This window comes from Flavobacterium cheonhonense (assembly GCF_035671315.1).
Lineage (GTDB): Bacteria > Bacteroidota > Bacteroidia > Flavobacteriales > Flavobacteriaceae > Flavobacterium > Flavobacterium cheonhonense.
In genome coordinates this window covers 292,594-311,769 of record NZ_JAXAVY010000002.1, presented here as the reverse complement: position 1 = coordinate 311,769, position 19,176 = coordinate 292,594, and the positions used below count along the sequence as shown (strand labels likewise).

The window sequence follows — 19,176 nt, the reverse complement described above, 5'->3', positions numbered from 1 at the left end:
TTTATTGTAAACTTGGGTAAAGCAAAGGTATACTTTATGAACTAAAATAAATGTTAATTAACAAAAACATAGCCACCTTTTATTAACAATTGTAGGCTTTTTTGTTCTAAAAAGCTGTTTTGCAGTTGATTGAGCGATAGTAGCGGTGTTAATTGTATCTAAAAAAGAATTGAGTTTGTAATCTTTTAATAGCTTTAAACTTTACCGAAATACTTATATTTGGAGCATAAAATTCAACCTATGAGTAAAAAGACTAAAGCCTTATTATACAACCTTTTTTGTTTTGCGGCCATTTTTGTTGCTGTCAGATTTTTGTTGGTGATTTACACGCACTTAACCGGATTTTGGTTACCGTTGACTGCTTTTGTAATCGGAACATTATTAGCCCCTAAATTCCAAGCCGTGAACACCAAAGAAGGTGAAAAAGTATTTATGAAATGGTTGTTTTTAAAAGGGATTAGAGAAGTGTAATTATTTCTTTTTCGACTTAGATTTGGATTTTTCTGCTTTAGCCTTCGCCTTAACTGTGGCTTTGTAAATCGGAATGAAATAAGAAACAGTATAGTTGAAACCAACGCCGAAATCACCATTATAAGTTCTGTTAAATCCCGGAATGTATAGGTTGTCAAAGTTACTCGGCAGTTTCTGATTGACCAATCGGTTCAAACGGAAACTGAAACCCACAAAAACATTATTGAAAACCTCGGCTTTCATACCGGCAACGACTTCTATCCATTGTGCCGATAAGCCGCTGTATTCATCACTGGCAATTACAACAGGATTTTCTCCGAAATACTGATTTGGGTTGTAGATTTCATAACTGTTCAACCTTTGGCTAAAACTGCTCACACCGTAACGTAATCCAACTGAAATAATGTTCTCCATGTCGAGCCAGTTTTGGTATGAGTTGAAATCAAAACCAACTTTAAGATAACTGCCTTTGGTGGTAAAATTGACTTGGTCGTCATCTACCGTTTTGTTTTCATTACCCAATTCAACTGCCAAATAGTGTTTGCGAGTCAAACGATAATCGCCTACCAACTCAATACCTCGATAGTCTTTTTCATAAAAAGAACGTGTAAGTTTGAACAAATCAACACCAACACGCAATCCGTAACGCTCTGTTTTAGGCGCTACACTGTCTTTTGTTGCGGATTTAGCTTCTTGGGCATTGCCTGAAAACGAAAGCAATACCAACACTATGCTAAAAGTAAATTTTGAGATGTACTTCATCTTCGGTAATAATTGAATTGGTTTGTAGGTTGGTATCTTGTATCCATAAACCGTCGGTTATGGTGGCATCTGTTAAATCAAAACCGTTAGCGGTATTTAATTCGAAAACTGTTTTATAACCGCAAGCTCTGGAAACATAAACGTTCTGGCGCGTGTAATTGAATTCCAATACATCTTCATTAGAAGCCGTACTGCTATTGCTGTTGAGCAACAAATGATATTTCGTTACATCTTCATTAGTCTTTAAAGGAAGGCTAATTTTGCTTACTCCGTTAAAGGTATTCAAAGCTTCGGTCATGCCTTCGCCGGTAACTTTTAAATTAACCACGTTTTTCAGTACGGCAGGATTAGAGATATCGTAAAACTCTATCACCAATTGCGGTGTAGTTTCGTCCACACAAATATCATCTTTCTCACAGCCGGAAAATGCCATAACGAGACAAAGAAGCAATATTATTTTTTTCATAGATTTCAAATCTTACTGGCTTATCTTTTTTCCAAAAGTACAACATTTTCCACGTGATGCGTTTGCGGAAACATATCGACAGGTCGCACACGAGTAACTTTGTATTTTTCATCCATTAAAGCCAAATCGCGGGCTTGGGTAGCCGAATTGCAGCTTACGTAAACCACTTTTTCAGGGGCTATTTTTAGGATTTGTTCGACTACGTCTTTGTGCATACCATCGCGCGGCGGATCAGTAATAATGACATCCGGTTGGCCGTGTTGAGCAATAAATTCGTCGTTGAACACGTTTTTCATATCGCCTACAAAGAACTCACAATTGCTGATGTTGTTGCGTTTGGCGTTTTCTTTGGCATCGGCTATGGCTTCAGGAACGGCTTCAACTCCTATGACTTTTTGCGCTTGTTTGGAAACGAATTGGGCAATAGTTCCCGTTCCGGTATACAAATCGTAAACCACTTCATTTCCGGTTAATCCGGCGAATTCACGGGTGATTTTATACAATTCGTAAGCTTGATCGGAATTGGTTTGGTAGAATGATTTCGCATTAATGCTGAAATGTAAGCCTTCCATTTCTTCCAAAATATAATCGCGTCCTTGATACAATTTGATGTCTTGGTCGTACAGCGTATCATTGGCTTTGCCATTAATCACATACAACAATGAAGTAATTTGCGGGAAAGTAGCGTAGATATGATTTAAGAGCAATTCTCGTTGCGCTTTGTCTTCTTGAAAAAACTGCAGCAATACCATAATTTCTCCTGTTGAAGCCGTACGAATCATAAGTGTTCTCAACAAACCGGTATGGTTTCTGGCGTTGAAGAAAGTAATATTGTTTTCAGTAGCAAATCGTTTGATTTCATTGCGAATGGCATTGGACGGATCTTCTTGTAAATGACACTTGGAGATGTCGAGAATTTTGTCCCACATTTTCGGAATGTGAAAACCTAAAGCATTTTTGTTTTCGATTTCAGTACCGGACTGAATTTCAGCATCAGTCATCCAACGCGAATCTGAGAAACCGAATTCCATTTTGTTGCGGTAAAAAAACTGTTTGGCCGAACCTAAAATGGGCTCGAAGGTCGGTAATTCAATTTTACCGATGCGTTTCAGGTTGTTATAAACTTCCTGATTTTTGTAAAACAACTGTTTGTCGTAGTGCATGTTTTGCCACTTACAACCTCCGCAAGCACCAAAATGTTGGCAAACCGGTGCAACACGATCTGACGAATATTGGTGGAACTTAATGGCTTTCCCTTCAAAATAGGCTTTACGCTTTTTAAAGGTTTGTACATCTACTACGTCACCAGGTACCACATTCGGAATAAAAATCACTTGGCCTTCGGGTGCTTTGGCTACCGAAACACCTTTGGCGCCGGCATCTAAGACGGTAATATTTTCAAAAATAACTTTCTTGGTTTGTTTTCTTCCCATAGCGCAAAAATAAACTATTGGCTAAAACTTAAACGGGATTTAAGAAAAAAATATAAATTAGTGGAAAATTATAGCTATGCCAACCCATTTAGCACTTCTTCGCGGTATTAATGTTTCAGGACATAAAATGATTAATATGCAAGCGTTGAAAAAATCCTTGGAAAATATTGGGTTTACCAATGTAGTAACTTACATCCAATCGGGCAATGTATTTGTTGATACAGAAGAAGAAAGTCCGGGTAAAGTTGGTTTTTTAATCAAGCAAGAGATTTTTAAACAGTTTGGTCACGATGTTCCGGTTATTGTGATTGGAAAAGAAGATTTACAAGCATGTTTAGACCGAAATTTGTTTCTTAACGATGAAGGAGTCGATTTGAAGAAACTCTACGTATCATTTATTTCATCCGAATTACCGGAGAATATGATTACCCAACTCAACTTAAACTTCATCAAGCCCGATGAAATACAACTTGACGGTAAAAGAATTTATTTAAAGTACGACATTTCGCCGGCCAAAACCAGACTAGACAATAAATGGATAGAAAAAAGCATGAACGTGATTTCTACCACGCGCAATTGGAATACGGTCAATAAATTGTTGGAGATGTTTAACTGATTGCTCTTTTCAAAAAATATTAAATCCTAAAATGAGTTCAAAAAACACCTTTAAAAGCGATGTGTCGGGAGTTGAGTTTCCTGTCAAAGAAAAAGTCAACGGAAGTGCTATTCGTTTGCCTATTTTCAATTTGATCAAAACAGAACATCCCGATTTTTCAGCAGAACATTGTTTGGCTAATGCTGAGTTGAATGTTTACCGAGAAAAATACATCTCCAAATACTTGAATACTGAAATCAGCCAACTGTCCAAACTCCAAAAAAATGTGATCCAAGCTCTCAACGATGACAAATCCTTTGTGGCTAAAGTAGAAGAAGAGGAAGATAACCGTTCCATTGGCCAAGTAGTTGCCGATAAAGTGGCGGCTTTTGGCGGAAGTTGGACTTTCATCATAGCCTTCTTTATTTTTATTGCGCTATGGATAGGTTCTAATGTATTTATATTATTGAACAAAGGTTTCGATCCGTATCCGTTTATTTTACTCAATTTAATATTGTCTTGTATTGCAGCGTTGCAAGCGCCGGTGATTATGATGAGTCAAAACCGACAGGAAGAAAAGGATAGAGAACGCGCCAAGAAAGATTATATGATTAATTTAAAATCGGAGTTGGAAATTAGAATGCTCGATGAAAAATTAGATCATTTAATCATGCACCAACAACAAGAATTGATTGAAATACAGAAAGTTCAAATTGAAATGATGAATGATATTTTGGAACGGATAAAGAAATAATAGCGCATTATAAACTGAAGTTTGCTTTTCGTACATTTGTCACTTAGGATGATTTCTCTCCATTAAGAAGGAATTGAGATTACAGAATTTAAATTACAACATTCATGTCAGTTTTAGAAAAATTAACTTCCGCTGATGCCATTGCTTTAGAAGACCAATACGGTGCACACAATTATCATCCGCTACCGGTAGTACTGAATAGAGGAGAAGGCGTATACGTTTGGGATGTCGAAGGCAAAAAATACTACGATTTCCTTTCCGCTTATTCGGCCGTAAACCAAGGACATTGTCATCCTAAAATTGTAGGCGCTATGATCGCGCAAGCCCAAACATTAACTTTAACTTCTCGTGCTTTTTATAATGATAAGTTAGGCGTTTACGAAGAATACATCACTAAGTATTTTGGGTTTGATAAAGTATTACCGATGAATACCGGAGCAGAAGCAGTGGAAACGGCTTTAAAAATTTGTCGTAAATGGGCTTATGAAAAGAAAGGAATTCCGGAAAACGAAGCTCAAATTATTGTTTGCGAAGGCAATTTCCACGGAAGAACAACCACTATCATTTCGTTCTCTAACGATGAAAATGCACGTAAAAACTTCGGTCCGTACACCGCCGGATTTATCAAAATTGCATACGATGATATTGAGGCTTTGGAAAAAGCCATTAGCGCTTCTAAAAACATAGCCGGTTTCTTGGTAGAGCCTATACAAGGAGAAGCCGGAGTATATGTGCCAAGCGAAGATTATCTGACCAAAGCCAAAGCCTTGTGCGAAGCTAATAACGTCTTATTTATAGCCGATGAAGTTCAAACCGGAATTGCCAGAACAGGTTCGTTGTTGGCGGTTTGCGGGAATTGTTCTTGCGAAAATCATTGTGAAAAACAAAACGGTTATGTAACTCCGGATATCTTAATTTTAGGAAAAGCTATTTCAGGTGGCGCGTATCCGGTTTCTGCCGTATTGGCTAATGATCCGATTATGAATGTCATCAAACCCGGACAACATGGTTCCACTTTTGGCGGCAATCCGGTGGCAGCCGCTGTGGCTATGGCAGCCTTGGATGTGGTAACCGACGAACATTTGGCACAAAACGCTCGAAAATTAGGTCAAATTTTCCGTTCCGAATTGGCTAAATATATCGAAACTTCCAATATTGTTACCTTAGTTCGCGGTAAAGGATTGCTGAATGCTATTGTGATTAACGATACTGAAGACAGTGAAACTGCATGGAACATCTGTGTAAAATTGGCCGAAAATGGTTTGTTGGCCAAACCAACGCACGGAAATATCATTCGTTTTGCACCACCATTAGTGATGACAGAAGAACAATTACGCGATTGTATTACCATTATCATCAATACGCTGAAAGCATTTGAACTGTAACCAAACCAATTAATAACCAACCAAAAACTATTTTATGGAAAACGAAAACCAATCGCAATTTGATTCATTTGAATTGCATTTAAACCAAACTGCTTTAGATTATTTGCGCGAAAGTGCTAAATGGTCAATGTTTTTAGCCATACTCGGATTTGTTGGCGTCGGATTTTTGGCTCTTATGGCCATTATTATGACTTCGGTAATGTCGGCTATGCCTGATACGCCCGGACCTTTCGGCGCTGTAAAGGGAATTATTTCTATTTTTTATTTAGTGATTGCTCTTGTTTATTTATTTCCTGTTTATTATTTGTATCGATACGCCAGCAATGCCAAAAAGGCTACCTATGCAAAAGATTCTGCTCTATTGACGGACGCTTTTGGCGCTTTAAAATCGCACCATAAATTTTTAGGGATTGCGGCCATCATTATTATTTCACTTTATATTTTGGCTGCCATTGTAATGGTAATCGGATTTAGCGCTATGCGATAATTGATATAAAACCTTTAAAAAAGCATCTTCCATAGAAGGTGCTTTTTTTTGTGGTGTAAATCGGCTAAACTTCCTTAATTTTGAAAAGACAATTCTAGTTTATGAAAAAAGTTTTCCTTTTGATAATGGTTTTGGCTATTGCAGTCGGAATTTACGAACAAGCCCAAGACCAACCCAATGTGTTTAAATTAATAGCCGCTATGGTATTGCTGATGTTTGGTTTGATGAAACTCAGCGAAAAAATTCCAAGTAAAGATTCAGAAAACGATAATAGAGACCAAGATGACACTCAATAAAGGCGATAAAGTAACCGTTTTAGACGACGCCATCGACGGTATAGTAATCGAAGTTAAGGCCAACGAAATCACGATTGAAACCACCGATGGTTTTCACCTCACTTTTAAACCCGGTGAATTGTTGAAAATGAATCAAGGTGAACTGCGAATCGACTTCAATAAAAACCACATTATTGCCGAGAAAGAAGTCAAAAAACCTAACTATATTAATAAGGAAAAGAAGTCGAAAAAAGAAGTTCCGGTACCCGAGTTTGATTTACACATCGAAAAGTTAGTCAAAAACTACAAATCGATGAGTAATTATGAAATCCTGACTTTACAAAGTGAAACTGCCAAAAAACACATCGAGTTTGCGATTCGAAATCGAATCCCGAAAATTGTTTTTATTCATGGCGTGGGAGAAGGCATACTGAAATCGGAACTCGACTTTATGTTGGGGCGCTATGAGAACCTAACGTTTCAAGACGCTAATTATCAAAAATACGGGCAAGGCGCCACAGAAGTTTACTTCAAACAAAACACCAAATAAAAAAGTCCCGATTAACTCGGGACTTTTATTTTTTCAAAACTAACCTAATTTATAATGTAATCCTAACTTAACTCTTGGGATAATTATGCTACGCTGCTTTCTTGAGTACTTACTTTTTTCAAGATAGAACGGATTAAAACGCTGTTGGTTTTAATACCTGAGTTGATTAACGCTTTTTTGCTGAAAGAAGCTGATTTTGATTGAGACTCAGAAGTTGTTTTTTGAGTTCCCATAAACCAGATAGCGAAATCCATTGAAGCTACTGAAGAAACAGTAGTAACTTCGATAGCATTTTCTTTAACAACTGAAACCTCAGTAGTAGCGATTGGAGCAGTAGCAGTTTCTTTAGCTTGAGCAAAAACTCCGTTGCTTGATAAAACTAATAAAACGAATAAAACAAATAATCTAACGTTAGTTACATTTTTTTGAGCTATTGAGTTATTTGTTGTCATATCTTAAATTTTGGTTTCGTTGTTATTTCTGGGTCAAAACTACTTCAAGAGTGTGGGTGACTGAAATTTTTTCGATAACTAACCTCAAAAGTCGTTTAATCGACAAATTCAATGAATTCGGGGGGTTTCAGCGTTTTTTTCGTGCAGTTCGTCTATGAAATGTTAAAAAAACGTGCATTTCATCGATGAAAAACCAATTTTTTCTGTGAACTGCAACATCAATTCGAGAAAGAGTAGTTGTATGACCAAAAAATGCCAAAATCTTCCTAAATTAGCTTCGAATTAATTCAGTTCCCCTAACCATGAAAGTTGAACACAAAGGCCATACAGCCATTCTCAAAGACACCCAAGGTGATACGGCTTCGTTTTTAATGAAAATCACCCACGAACACAATAGTTTTAAAAACAGCAATTTGATACTTGATTTGTCTCACAACCAAAGTCTGACATTAGAAACCGTTAAATCGTTTTCCGACTTTATCAAGCTACACCAAAAGCAAAAGAAATCGGTTGTGTTGGTAGCCAATAGTGTTAACTTTAATGCTATACCAAAGAATATTATTTTGGTGCCTACAATTTTGGAAGCACACGATATTATTGAAATGGAAGAAATTGAGCGCGATTTAGGATTCTAGTTTTATGAAATTAACCCTATTGGGTTGCTATGCAGCCACGCCAAGAACCATTACTAATCCAACGTCACAAGTGTTGGAAATTCGCAACCGCATGTTTCTTATCGATTGCGGCGAAGGAACTCAGGTCCAACTCCGTAAAAACAAACTCAAGTTTTCCAAAATCAACCATATCTTTATTTCGCACTTGCACGGTGATCATATGTATGGATTAGTTGGATTGATTTCTACTTTTATGTTGCTCAATCGCCAAACAGATTTGCACGTGTACGGACCAAAAGGTATCAAAGAAATCATCTTACTGCAATTGCGCTATTCCAATTCGTTTACCGGTTACAATTTGTATTTCCACGAACTGGAATCAAAAGAAAGCGAAGTTATTTTTGAAGACGATAAAGTAATCGTTAAAACCATTCCGCTACAACACCGAATTTATACCAACGGTTTTTTATTTCAGGAAAAGCCCAAAGAACGCAAACTAAATGTAGCAGCCGTTGAAGAGTACCAAATCGATAAAGCTTATTACCGAAAAATCAAATACGGCGGTAACATTACACTGGATAACGGTCAAATCATTCCCAATGCTGAACTCAGTTTTGATCCCGAACCAACCAAGAGTTACGCTTTTTGCAGCGATACCATTTACAACGAAGCCATCGTTCCGCTTATTCAAAACGCAGATGTGTTGTACCACGAAGCTACTTTTCTGGAATCAGAGGCTGACAAAGCTGAGAAAACTATGCACAGCACCGCCAAACAAGCCGCCACTATTGCTAAACTGGCCAACGTGAAGCATTTGGTTTTGGGTCATTACAGCACGCGTTACAGCAGTATTGAATTATTCCAACAAGAAGCCGAAACTATTTTTCCGAGTGTTTTATTGGGTGACGACGGTAAAGTTTTTGATTTTGAATAGGGGAGAAAGACTTTGAATTTATGAGTGATGGCAATGCCTGTTTTATCTTGAAAACTTAGTAACTTTACCCAATCAATCCTTCATGCTATGAAAGACTTAAGCGATTACAGAAAATCTTATGAGAAAAGTGAGCTTTTAGAGCAAAACCTTACTGAAGATCCTATCAATTTATTCCACCGTTGGTTCTACGAAATGGAGGAATTCAGTACCACCGAGGAAGTCAATGCCATGACGGTGTCAACTATCGGTTCCGACGGTTTCCCGAAGAGTAGGGTAGTGCTACTCAAAAAATTCAACGAGGAAGGATTTATTTTTTACACCAATTACCAATCAGAAAAAGGGAAAGCCATTTTGAACAATCCCAACATTTGTTTGTCTTTTTTCTGGCACAGCATGGAACGTCAAGTCATTATCAAAGGAATAGCCGAGAAAACTTCGGAAACTGTATCTGATAATTATTTTGATTCCCGTCCGGATGGCAGTAAATTAGGCGCCATAGTTTCAGCGCAAAGCGAAGTCATCCCTTCCAGAGCTTATTTAGACGAAAAATTAAAGGAATTGGAAAAAACTTTCGAAGGCAAACCGATACCACGACCTGACTATTGGGGCGGATTTTTGGTTCGCCCGGTGGAAGTAGAGTTTTGGCAAGGTCGTCCAAACCGCCTGCACGACAGAATACGTTATAAATTATCGGAAGATTACAGTTGGCAAATCGATAGGTTATCGCCTTAAAGATTTTAAAAACTAATTATAAGTTACAACCACTCCAATCAGAGTGGTTTTTTTTATGCCTTAAAAAATATCGACGAAATGCAATATTGTAGGAATATATCTTATACAAAATAATAAAAAGTGCATTTCATCGATTTTATTTGTATTTTAATCGGTGTTTTTGGTAATATTGTTTAACCAAATCAAACAATACGTTCTTACGCATAAAAATATATAAAGTGTTTGCCCCACATCTACTTTATTTCAATCTGTCATTATTAACCAATAAAGTGTTTGCCCCACATCTACTTTATTAAAACTTAACCTACTACTATGAAAGCAAAAATGTTTAGAGCATTGTTGCCGTTAGCAATTCTGTTCACTATGGTATCTTGTTCTTCTGATTCCTCAGAAGCCACTGCTGAAGACAAACAAGTTGTAACCACTTACAATTACAACGAAACTGAATCGAAGTTGATTACCCTAATCAACGACTACCGTCAAAGCAAAGGATTAAATCCGTTAACAGTTATCAATCACATCTCTTACAAATCGGAAGAGCACAACTTTTACATGATTGACAACAATGTGGTGAACCACGATTACTTCCAACAACGATCTGACAACCTGGTACGTGTACTGGGAGCTGAAAAAGTAGGCGAAAATATTGCTTACAACTATCAAACGGCTGAGAGTGCTATGAGCGCCTGGTTAAACAGTCCGTCGCACAAAGCCAACATTGAAGGTGATTATACCCACCTAGGTATCTCTGTAACCATTAACCCTGATAACGGAAAAAAATATTACACCAACATGTTTATAAAAAAATAGTTTGATTATTGTTTTGTTTGATTTTGACAGATCACGAAAAACCCGGCTCTAAACCGGGTTTTTTATTTGAATCCTAATAAGGTTTTGAGTTTTAAAAACAGCAAACCGATGGCATAAGCATCATCGGAGGCAGAGTTTTTTTCGCTTAAGGGCAGTTTGTAATGCTTTACCATATCTTCAATAGAAAACGATTTATTGGTCACATCCAAATACTTTTGGTGCATGATTTCAATATCAAGCGCTTCATTCTTTAACTTGCCACACGACATTTTTTCTAGGGCTTCATTAATCAATTCAATATCAAAATGAATGCGATGACCAACTAAAACCGAGTTTCCAATGTATTCTACTAATGCCTGCATCGCCTGAGGTTCGGCCAGTTTGGGCAATTTGCTTTCAATCAAAAACTCGTTCGACAAACCGTTATCGTGTAAATATTTGTATTGTAAAATCACCACTTCAAAATTGTCACCAATTTTAATCACATCATTCACTACACCAAAAGCGCCAAAAGATAGGACAACGTCTTTCTTTGGGTTTAAACCGGTAGTTTCAGTGCTTAAAACCACATAACGATTAGATTTGGTTTCAAATTTGGCCAAATAGGCTTTCCAAAAATCCGGGTATTCTTTATTGATATTTTTAATCCAATCCAGCATGTCAGGAGAATTGTGTTAATTGAAATTTATCTTTAATCAGTTCTTCCAAATCCTTCATCGGAGACAAAGCATTTTTAAGTCGTTCGCGTTCAGCTTTATTCAATTCTTCAATATTGATGAAGTCGCCCGAATTGTCGTTTTTCAAGCCTTCCAATGTTCTGAACTTGGACAAAATCAGAAAGGCATCGGCACAATTCAAGTAAATCTCAGAAAATTTTGGATCTACCAAAGCCAATTGTTTGAATCGAGCATGAGTATTATTGATACCGCGTAAATTTAAACTCAACGCAAACAGTCTTGCACCGTCAACCAAAGGCATGATGCCTCTATTTTTGATATCGAATTTTCCTTTGTATTCGCCTTCTTCTTCCACATTGAATTTTTTAAAGAAATTCAATGGCGGATTTTTGCGCAAAGTGTCATTGCCGAGATAGTCAAAAAAGAGCGCATTGTTTTTGGTATTGCTGACAATCAAATCCGAAATAGTATCTTCAATTTTTCCTTCTCCAAAAGCGATTTCGTAATCGAAAAAGATACTACTGATATCGTTAGATTTTTCACCCGGCATTTTCATCCAATTGTTGTATTGTTTGATCCAATCGCTCATCGATTTACACCAAAGCATATTACTGGCCATGTGGCCGTTAGGACAAAATTGATAACCAACTTTTTCTAAAATGGTCGTGGTTCTTTTTGCTAATTTTAAGAAATAATCTTTAACATCACGGTATTTTTCCGGAGCGACATCTTCAAAAATCAGAATACTGTCTTGATCCGTTAATAATAGTTGTTCTTTTCGCCCTTGGCTACCAATACTCAACCAAGCAAATCGAGATGGAGGAGAACCTAAATCCAAAATTGCTAATTCTACTGAGCGTCTGATTATAGCGGTAATAATTTCACCGGTAATATTATAAATATGAGGCAGCGGTATATTTTTAGCAATGGAACTCTGAATCAAATCGGTTAACTTTTCTCTTACCAATTTTAATTCTTTTGGCGATAAAGAACGTTTGATTTCTTTAATTAATACACCGGGGTTATTGGCTTGAGCTACAATCAAATCGTGCTCCGAGATGATACCTTTAACTTCAGATTTATCCGAGCCATCGGTAGTAACGCAAAGGTGACTTACATTGTGTTTCAGTAATAACAATTGGGCTTCGGCTACTGATACATTTTCGGGAACTGTAATTACCGGAGCTGACATGATTTTATCAATTGCAACAGTAATAGGAAAGCGACCATTGGCAATTTTGGTTCTGAAATCCGTATCGGTTACAATGCCTACCGGACAGTTTTGATCGATAATGATAGCACTGTCTATCAGATTTTCGGTCATGAGTTGCGCCACATCTTTAACAGCTGTGTTGGCGGTTACTTTTAGTGGCATTTTGTTGTAGGACAACGACTGAAAATATTGAATTTCATTCGATTGATTCTCGGTGTAAACATTATCAGTAATAAGTTTACTGCGATTTTCTTTATCAAACGGATTGCGTGTATTGGTAGCAAAACTCTCCAATAAGAAGTCTAAAACCTGTGGATTTTGAGCAACAAAAGGTTTAAAAACAGCAATTGGAATAGCATATACTATACTGTCTTCGCGCGCTTTGGCGGTCATCATATAGTTGTTTTTGGCAAAGAAAGGACGCAAACCAAATACATCTCCCGGATAACATTTATTAAGCAATGTTTCTTCAGCATCGGCAATAACAGAAAGATTGATGACTCCGGATGCAACGACGTAAAAACTATCGTGTAATTTATCATCGATTTTGAATAAAGTTTTGTGCTTGTCCAAACTAACCACGCCAATACTGGTCGCGACTTGAATCAATTCGTCGTGACGTAAATAATTAAACGGCGGATATTCTCTTAGAAAATTAGCAATATTTTCAGCGACAGAATTACTCATAAAAACATTTTTAGGAAACACAAATACCGTTACAAAAATACTAAAGCTTTCTCCATGATAGGGCAATTGTTAAAAAGATTTGAAAACAAAAATTAGGATATTTTTGTAACAGAATTTGAAAAAATCTATTTTACATAATATAAATTATAGTTTAAAAAGTAATAATAATTAATAAATAAGTAAATTAATGTTAAACTAATGATTAACAACTACTTAAATTAAACTAAATGAAGTTTTGTTTTAGAAATTTAACGCTCTGAATTTTTTACCGATAGCCAAACTTAATTTGGTCTTGTAATCGTCAATCAACCATTCACGATAGTTTTTGCTGGTTTTGCCCAAACAACTCACATAACGTTTTACGCGACTTTCAATGTCATCGTTTAATAATTTTGACAACATTTTGGCGCCATATAAATCTTCAGCATTTTCAACACACATTAACGCATGCTGATTTATAGAGCGTTCGATGACTTCTTTGGAACGCAAATTTTGAGCTGTTATTTTTTTAAACTCGGCTTCAATATCCATCGTGACGTCGGCTGTTTTGGCAAACATCTTACGAATGGCTTCTGGCATAGTATATTTGAAATTCAGCTCAATCTCGACATCATCACGCAAACTTTCTAAGTAATATTCGGGCGATTTGAAAATGTGTTGCCAATCGACCGGATCATTCCACAAACCGAATCGCAAGGCATTGTTACCCAAGTCGATTACTGTAAATTCATCTTTATGCGGCAATTTACGAGAACCACGTCCAATCATTTGAAAATAAAGTGTCAGCGATTTGGTAGCGCGATTCAATATAATGCTTTCTACCGTAGGTTCGTCAAATCCGGTGGTTAAAATACCTACCGAAGTCAAAATCGCATCCGGTGTTTTCTTGAACCATTGCAAAATATCTTTGCGGTCTTCGGCTGACGTTGTATTATCCAGATGTTTAATGGGAAATCCGGCTTCTTTGAAAGTATCATAAACATATAAAGAAGTATTGATACCATTATTAAAAATCAAAGTCTTTTTACCCAAAGATTTTTCAGTATAAGCATGCAACAATTTTTCCTGCATGACCATATTCATGTACAAATCATCAGACGATTTTACGGTGTAATCGCCGTTAATTCCGACTTTAAGTGATGTCAATCCTACATCATAACTGTACGTGGTAGCTCGGGCCAAAAATCCATTATCTATTAACGATTGTATGGTGTCGCCCACTATCAATTCGTTGTAATTTTGATGCATCGGTAACTTGATATTCGAGCTCAATGGCGTTGCGGTAACGCCTAAAATAAAAGAATTTTTAAACTGACTGAATAATTTTCGGAAGGAATTGTAATGCGCTTCGTCTATAATTACTAAGCCTACGTTATCAATCATCAACTTTTCATCGTTTAAGCGATTTTTGAGCGTTTCCACCATCGCCACAAAACAAGAATACTCGTCTTGATCCGGTAGTTCTTTTATATTACTGTTGATGATTTTGTTTTTGACATCGAAGCCTTTGAGCATTTTAGAAGTTTGTTTACAAAGCTCAATTCGATGCGTCAGTACTACAACTTTTTTGTTGTGTTTGGACAAATAGCGTCGGACAATTTCGGAGAAAATTACTGTCTTTCCGCCGCCGGTTGGCAATTGGTACAACAAATGATAATCGTTTGGCGCGTTATCCAAACGTTCAAAAATTTTGTCAATATCTCCCTTTTGGTAGTCGTAAAGCTCCTTTTTTTCTTCAATTTCTACCTTTAAATCTTTTTGAGACATAGCATTTTGTACAATTTTGCAAAAGTACAGCTAAAAAAGAGTTATCACATCATGAATTACGGTAAATAACTAAAATTTAATATTCGAGTCGTTCTGTAACTGCCGTAAAATCATATTGATTGAACCAATTTTGAGTCACAGTTTCTTCTTTAACAGCCACTACTCTATCGTGAAAATCGCTTAAAATACCATGTTCAATCAGAAACGCAACAGCTTGTTGGAAAGACGAAAGCATGCTTTTATAAAACACTTCTTGTTTGATAGGTTTTTCTGCCGATAGCGTTTGGGCAATTTCAAGATTATACAACATCAAATCGGCCACTAAAAAAACATCTACGCCTAACGTTCTGAAGTGTTTGATGAATTTTTGAGCTACCGACCGGCGCATTTTCGGCTTTTTGCCTCTAACGGGAAAATATTCGTTGGAGATTTTGAATTTGGCTTCTCGTATCAGTTTGTCTTCATTGGGATGGAATGCAAAATCGTAATACACTTTAACATCGCTAAACTTGTCATAAAGGGCTATCAGCTGATCTTCCAATTGTTCTTTTGATAATTCGGATAGGTATTTTTTTAAATCTCTTTTACTCATCTTTGGGATAAAAAACAAATGTAACCTCTTTTTGGGTGGTTTAAATTGTTATTGCTTAATTTTGTGGAAAATTGCTGTTACTTATGACAAGATTATTCAAATTCGTTGCCGTTGCAGAAGGCATTTCCTATTTGGTTCTATTTTTTAACATGCTGGTTATCAAGCCAAACGATTTAGGGTTATACAAAGCCTTATTGTTTCCGGTTGGCATGGCTCACGGATTATTATTTATGGGTTATGTGTTGTTGGCTATACTCATACGCGAAGACCAACAATGGAAATGGAAAGATTTCATCATAGTTCAATTGGCTTCTCTATTGCCGTTCGCAACCTTTTATGTAGAGAAAAAATATGTGACGAATGCATAAAGTTGTCGAAAAAATATTCGGTTGGAGTTATCCGATGTTCCAAAAATGGGACTTTGGCGAAACCTTGTCGGCATATGCCAGCTTGGCCATTAACATCATCTTGCTGACTATTTTAGCCTATTTTATTTTTACCGTATTCCGATACGTTTTGGTGCGTGCCTTGATTGTTACAGCCCGAAGAACCAAAACCCGCTTTGACGATTTACTGGTATCCAACAAAACCGCTAAATATATTTCGCACCTTATCCCGCTACTTTTTGTTTACAAATCAGTACCTATTATCTTGGAAAACTTTGTGTATTGGGAAGGTGTTTTTGGGAAGATGATTGCCATTTACATTGTGCTTTTGGGGCTGTGGATCATCAAAACCATCTTACATGCGTTCCGAGATCATTTAAAAACCAATCCGTCCTTTAGCGACAAGCCTATCGACAGCTACATTCAGGTTATTATGATAGTGTTGTGGATATTCGGATTTATAATCATTGTTTCTAAAATATTCGACATCAGTACCAATGCAATGTTGGGAACTTTTGGAGCTGTTTCGGCTATTATTATCTTAATTTTCAGAGATACCATTTTGGGATTTGTGGCCAGTGTTCAAGTTTCTTTGAACGACATGGTGCGGATTGGCGATTGGATTACATTTGACAAATTTGGTGCCGACGGAGATGTGATTGAAATTAATTTGGCTACCGTTAAAGTGCGCAATTTTGACAATACAACCACTACCATTCCAACTTACAGCTTGATCTCCGACTCGTTCCGCAACTGGCGCGGTATGTTAGATTCCAAAGGAAGACGCATTAAAAGACACATCCTGATTAAGGCACAAAGTATTCGTTTTTTAAAGGAAAGCGAATTGGATGAAATGAAACGAATTCAGTTAATTGCCAAATACATTGAGAACCGTCAATCAGAAATCACTAAGTTTAATGTTGGCCACAACATCGATAAAAGTCTGCTAATAAATGGTCGGAACATGACGAATTTCGGGTTGTTTCGAAAATATATTACGCAGTATTTGAGTCAGTATCCCGGCTTAAACAAGGACATGATTTTACTTTGTAGACAATTACAACCAACGCCGCAAGGGATTCCGCTGGAGATTTATACGTTTTCCAATGACAAACGATTTGAAAACTACGAATACATCATGGCCGATATTTTTGATCATATCTTTGCCGCTATTCCTTACTTCGATTTAGAAATTTACGAAATGCCGTCCGGTAAAAACGATTTTGTAAACTAATCGCCCAATCGGTCTTTGATATATTCTATTTGGGTTTTGCCGTGCGCTTTTGGCTTTCCGTCTGCACCCAAACTTACCATAGTAATCGTATCAATACTGATGATAATATCTCGTGTCATCATATTTCTTACTTGACAAGTCAGCGTAATAGAGGTTTGACCAAATTTCACCACATCTATTCCAATTTCTACGATATCGCCTTGTTTGGCCGAGCTTCTGAAATTGATTTCCGACATGTGTTTGGTTACAATTTTGGGATTTTCGAGTTGGATGATGGAATACAAAGCCAATTCTTCATCAATCCAAGCCAATAATCTGCCACCAAACAAAGTGCTGTTAGGGTTCAAATCTTCCGGTTTGACCCATTTTCTGGTATGGAATCGCATATTTTTAAAAATTTGAATTCAAAGTTACATCATAATTATATTGATTACATTGATTTAATATATTCTTAACCGAAAACGATTGCTTAAAAAAATGTAGTCTTTTCAGGTGAAATTACAAGCTGTTTTAATGGTCAAAAAAGTTGATTATTAATTGTAAACGTCTATATTTGCATAGTTTTAACATTTCTTTTTAGTAAACAAATATTTCATATATGAAAAAAGGCCTACTATCATTATTAACATTATTTGCTGTCTACACTGCCGATGCGCAAGTTGCCGTTGACACAACAGGAACACTGGGCGAAGGTTTTAACAGATGGACTATAGATGTTTATGCAGGGCAAGCAAAAGGAATTAAACCATATGCCACAGGTTACTACTCCAGTAACCCCACAAAGTACTTTGGTGCTCAAATAAATTCTTTTGGTGCTGCTGCGCGTTACATGTTAAGCCCTAAGTTTGGTTTTAAGTTTGATTTAAACTATGATAAATTTACGGAACAAAGCGGTAGTGGTAGTTTACCATTTGAAACTTATCAATACCGTGTAGGATTGCAAGGTGTTGCCAATGCCGTTCGTCTTTTTGGATTAGAAGAGTCGTTAGGTCGATTTGGATTGCTCTTACATGGTGGTGTTCAAATGGCAAGAATGCATTCAGATGTAGTAAATAAAGATGAGCTTAACGGTGGTTTAGTAGTAGGTTTTGCGCCTCAATACAGAATCTCGAATTCCATTTCACTTTTGTTAGATGTAAGTGTGTTTAATAATTTCAAACAGCACTTAAATTGGGATGGCTCTTATGCTGTTGGATCAGAAAATTTATCAGGTCAATTAATAACGACAACTTTCGGTATTTCCTATTCATTTGGAAATGAAAAAATACATGGTGATTGGGCTATCATAAAAGATAAGAAAGACAAAGAAATAGAAGCGCTAAACAGCAGAATCGGTGAGATTGAGACTTTAATGAATGATGCTGATAAAGATGGTGTGCCAGATTATCTTGATGTGGAGAACAATTCTATAGCAGGTGTAGCGGTTGATACAAAAGGTAGAATGGTTGACAAAAATAACAATGGTGTACCTGACGAGTTAGAGAAGTATATCGATACCTCCATAACCAATAACAACAATACTGTAATGTCGAAAGGCATGATTGAGCAATTAATCAATGACGGTTATATTGCTGCATACTTCGACAAATCAGTTTCATTACCAACACCGGGTTCATCTGATAATATTGGTTTTATCTTAAATTATTTAAGAAACAATCCGACTGCTAAAGTTGAAATTTCAGGTTATGCAGATCAAGTTGGAAATGATACTAAAAATCAAAAATTGGCCGCTGCCAGAGCTGAAAACATCAAGGACATCTTAGTAAAAGCCGGTATTGATCCATCCAGACTTACTGCTAAAGGCGCCGGTATTGACAGTTCAGTGGACAAAAACTCTGAATACGCTAAACGCCTAGTTCGCAAAGTAGTTTTCAAGTTGACTAATTAACATTAGATTATT

The 19,176-nt window shown here is 36.7% G+C and carries 23 protein-coding genes; 14 read left to right on the top strand and 9 right to left on the bottom strand.

Translation table 11 applies throughout. The annotated features are described in order from the left end of the window. Nucleotides 1-240 precede the first annotated feature (240 nt). Complete coding sequence (locus SK086_RS07380) at nucleotides 241-471, top strand: hypothetical protein (RefSeq protein WP_324690692.1); 231 nt, start codon at nucleotides 241-243, stop codon at nucleotides 469-471. Here SK086_RS07380 and SK086_RS07375 read toward each other — a convergent pair whose 3' ends face one another. The 3 genes from SK086_RS07375 to rlmD are packed head-to-tail and all read right to left on the bottom strand — an operon-like array spanning nucleotide 472 to nucleotide 3,132. Then, nucleotides 472-1,233 carry a DUF6048 family protein gene (locus tag SK086_RS07375; RefSeq protein ID WP_324690691.1) on the bottom strand — a complete coding sequence of 254 codons (762 nt, stop codon included), beginning with the start codon at nucleotides 1,231-1,233 and terminating at the stop codon, nucleotides 472-474. Further along, on the bottom strand, nucleotides 1,205-1,699 hold the full coding sequence (locus SK086_RS07370; RefSeq protein WP_324690690.1) for a DUF6452 family protein: 495 nt from the start codon (nucleotides 1,697-1,699) through the stop codon (nucleotides 1,205-1,207). Before SK086_RS07370 ends, SK086_RS07375 begins: the two co-directional genes overlap by 29 nt. Before the next feature lie 20 nt (nucleotides 1,700-1,719). After that, nucleotides 1,720-3,132 carry a 23S rRNA (uracil(1939)-C(5))-methyltransferase RlmD gene (gene rlmD, locus SK086_RS07365; RefSeq protein ID WP_324690689.1) on the bottom strand — a complete coding sequence of 471 codons (1,413 nt, stop codon included), beginning with the start codon at nucleotides 3,130-3,132 and terminating at the stop codon, nucleotides 1,720-1,722. A gap of 76 nt (nucleotides 3,133-3,208) precedes the next feature. Between rlmD and SK086_RS07360 the strand changes: the two genes are divergently transcribed. The 6 genes from SK086_RS07360 (at nucleotide 3,209) to SK086_RS07335 (ending at nucleotide 7,178) form a co-directional block, all read left to right on the top strand. Beyond that, a complete protein-coding gene (locus SK086_RS07360; protein WP_324690688.1) occupies nucleotides 3,209-3,748 on the top strand; it encodes a DUF1697 domain-containing protein in 540 nt (179 codons plus the stop codon). 31 nt (nucleotides 3,749-3,779) lie between these two features. Further along, nucleotides 3,780-4,481: a DUF1003 domain-containing protein gene (locus tag SK086_RS07355; protein WP_324690687.1), complete on the top strand. Its 702-nt coding sequence runs from the start codon at nucleotides 3,780-3,782 to the stop codon at nucleotides 4,479-4,481. 104 nt (nucleotides 4,482-4,585) lie between these two features. Beyond that, on the top strand, nucleotides 4,586-5,866 hold the full coding sequence (rocD, locus tag SK086_RS07350; protein WP_324690686.1) for an ornithine--oxo-acid transaminase: 1,281 nt from the start codon (nucleotides 4,586-4,588) through the stop codon (nucleotides 5,864-5,866). Between the two features lie 34 nt (nucleotides 5,867-5,900). Next, nucleotides 5,901-6,353, top strand: a complete 453-nt coding sequence (locus SK086_RS07345) for a DUF5362 family protein (protein ID WP_324690685.1) — start codon at nucleotides 5,901-5,903, stop codon at nucleotides 6,351-6,353. A 101-nt stretch (nucleotides 6,354-6,454) separates the two neighbouring features. Further along, entirely contained in the window at nucleotides 6,455-6,649 is a 195-nt protein-coding gene (locus SK086_RS07340) for a hypothetical protein (protein WP_290876844.1), read from the top strand. Then, the gene (locus SK086_RS07335; protein WP_324690683.1) at nucleotides 6,636-7,178 is read left to right on the top strand and encodes a Smr/MutS family protein; all 543 of its coding nucleotides are present in this window, start codon (nucleotides 6,636-6,638) and stop codon (nucleotides 7,176-7,178) included. The genes SK086_RS07340 and SK086_RS07335 overlap by 14 nt, the downstream gene beginning before the upstream one ends. Nucleotides 7,179-7,261: 83 nt before the next feature. Here SK086_RS07335 and SK086_RS07330 read toward each other — a convergent pair whose 3' ends face one another. Continuing rightward, the gene (locus SK086_RS07330; RefSeq protein ID WP_290876840.1) at nucleotides 7,262-7,630 is read right to left on the bottom strand and encodes a hypothetical protein; all 369 of its coding nucleotides are present in this window, start codon (nucleotides 7,628-7,630) and stop codon (nucleotides 7,262-7,264) included. A 302-nt stretch (nucleotides 7,631-7,932) separates the two neighbouring features. On the opposite strand from SK086_RS07330, the gene SK086_RS07325 reads away from it, so the two are divergent. From SK086_RS07325 to SK086_RS07310, 4 genes are all read left to right on the top strand, one after another. Further along, nucleotides 7,933-8,265, top strand: a complete 333-nt coding sequence (locus SK086_RS07325) for a ribonuclease Z (protein ID WP_290876838.1) — start codon at nucleotides 7,933-7,935, stop codon at nucleotides 8,263-8,265. A 4-nt stretch (nucleotides 8,266-8,269) separates the two neighbouring features. After that, nucleotides 8,270-9,178: a ribonuclease Z gene (locus tag SK086_RS07320; protein WP_324690682.1), complete on the top strand. Its 909-nt coding sequence runs from the start codon at nucleotides 8,270-8,272 to the stop codon at nucleotides 9,176-9,178. An 87-nt stretch (nucleotides 9,179-9,265) separates the two neighbouring features. Beyond that, nucleotides 9,266-9,910: a pyridoxamine 5'-phosphate oxidase gene (pdxH, locus tag SK086_RS07315; RefSeq protein WP_324690681.1), complete on the top strand. Its 645-nt coding sequence runs from the start codon at nucleotides 9,266-9,268 to the stop codon at nucleotides 9,908-9,910. A gap of 312 nt (nucleotides 9,911-10,222) precedes the next feature. Further along, nucleotides 10,223-10,720, top strand: a complete 498-nt coding sequence (locus SK086_RS07310) for a CAP domain-containing protein (protein WP_290876833.1) — start codon at nucleotides 10,223-10,225, stop codon at nucleotides 10,718-10,720. 62 nt (nucleotides 10,721-10,782) lie between these two features. Here SK086_RS07310 and SK086_RS07305 read toward each other — a convergent pair whose 3' ends face one another. The 4 genes from SK086_RS07305 to SK086_RS07290 all read right to left on the bottom strand — a co-directional run bounded on the left by SK086_RS07305 (nucleotide 10,783) and on the right by SK086_RS07290 (nucleotide 15,656). Continuing rightward, nucleotides 10,783-11,379, bottom strand: a complete 597-nt coding sequence (locus SK086_RS07305) for a 3'-5' exonuclease (RefSeq protein WP_324690680.1) — start codon at nucleotides 11,377-11,379, stop codon at nucleotides 10,783-10,785. A 1-nt stretch (nucleotide 11,380) separates the two neighbouring features. Continuing rightward, on the bottom strand, nucleotides 11,381-13,297 hold the full coding sequence (locus SK086_RS07300; protein WP_324690678.1) for a DUF294 nucleotidyltransferase-like domain-containing protein: 1,917 nt from the start codon (nucleotides 13,295-13,297) through the stop codon (nucleotides 11,381-11,383). Between the two features lie 240 nt (nucleotides 13,298-13,537). Continuing rightward, complete coding sequence (locus SK086_RS07295) at nucleotides 13,538-15,064, bottom strand: DEAD/DEAH box helicase (RefSeq protein WP_290877227.1); 1,527 nt, start codon at nucleotides 15,062-15,064, stop codon at nucleotides 13,538-13,540. Between the two features lie 76 nt (nucleotides 15,065-15,140). Then, complete coding sequence (locus tag SK086_RS07290; RefSeq protein WP_290877224.1) at nucleotides 15,141-15,656, bottom strand: DUF6155 family protein; 516 nt, start codon at nucleotides 15,654-15,656, stop codon at nucleotides 15,141-15,143. An 83-nt stretch (nucleotides 15,657-15,739) separates the two neighbouring features. Here SK086_RS07290 and SK086_RS07285 point away from each other — a divergent pair, with 83 nt between their 5' ends. Together SK086_RS07285 and SK086_RS07280 are read left to right on the top strand one after the other, a co-directional pair. Continuing rightward, on the top strand, nucleotides 15,740-16,024 hold the full coding sequence (locus SK086_RS07285) for a DUF3817 domain-containing protein (RefSeq protein ID WP_324690677.1): 285 nt from the start codon (nucleotides 15,740-15,742) through the stop codon (nucleotides 16,022-16,024). Further along, the gene (locus SK086_RS07280) at nucleotides 16,017-17,276 is read left to right on the top strand and encodes a mechanosensitive ion channel family protein (protein WP_324690676.1); all 1,260 of its coding nucleotides are present in this window, start codon (nucleotides 16,017-16,019) and stop codon (nucleotides 17,274-17,276) included. Before SK086_RS07285 ends, SK086_RS07280 begins: the two co-directional genes overlap by 8 nt. On the opposite strand, the gene SK086_RS07275 is transcribed toward SK086_RS07280, so the two are convergent. Then, nucleotides 17,273-17,662: an acyl-CoA thioesterase gene (locus SK086_RS07275; protein ID WP_324690675.1), complete on the bottom strand. Its 390-nt coding sequence runs from the start codon at nucleotides 17,660-17,662 to the stop codon at nucleotides 17,273-17,275. The genes SK086_RS07280 and SK086_RS07275 overlap by 4 nt on opposite strands. Before the next feature lie 212 nt (nucleotides 17,663-17,874). Between SK086_RS07275 and SK086_RS07270 the strand changes: the two genes are divergently transcribed. After that, nucleotides 17,875-19,164 (top strand): OmpA family protein, encoded by a 1,290-nt coding sequence (locus tag SK086_RS07270; protein ID WP_324690674.1) that lies wholly within the window; start codon nucleotides 17,875-17,877, stop codon nucleotides 19,162-19,164. Nucleotides 19,165-19,176: the final 12 nt, after the last annotated feature.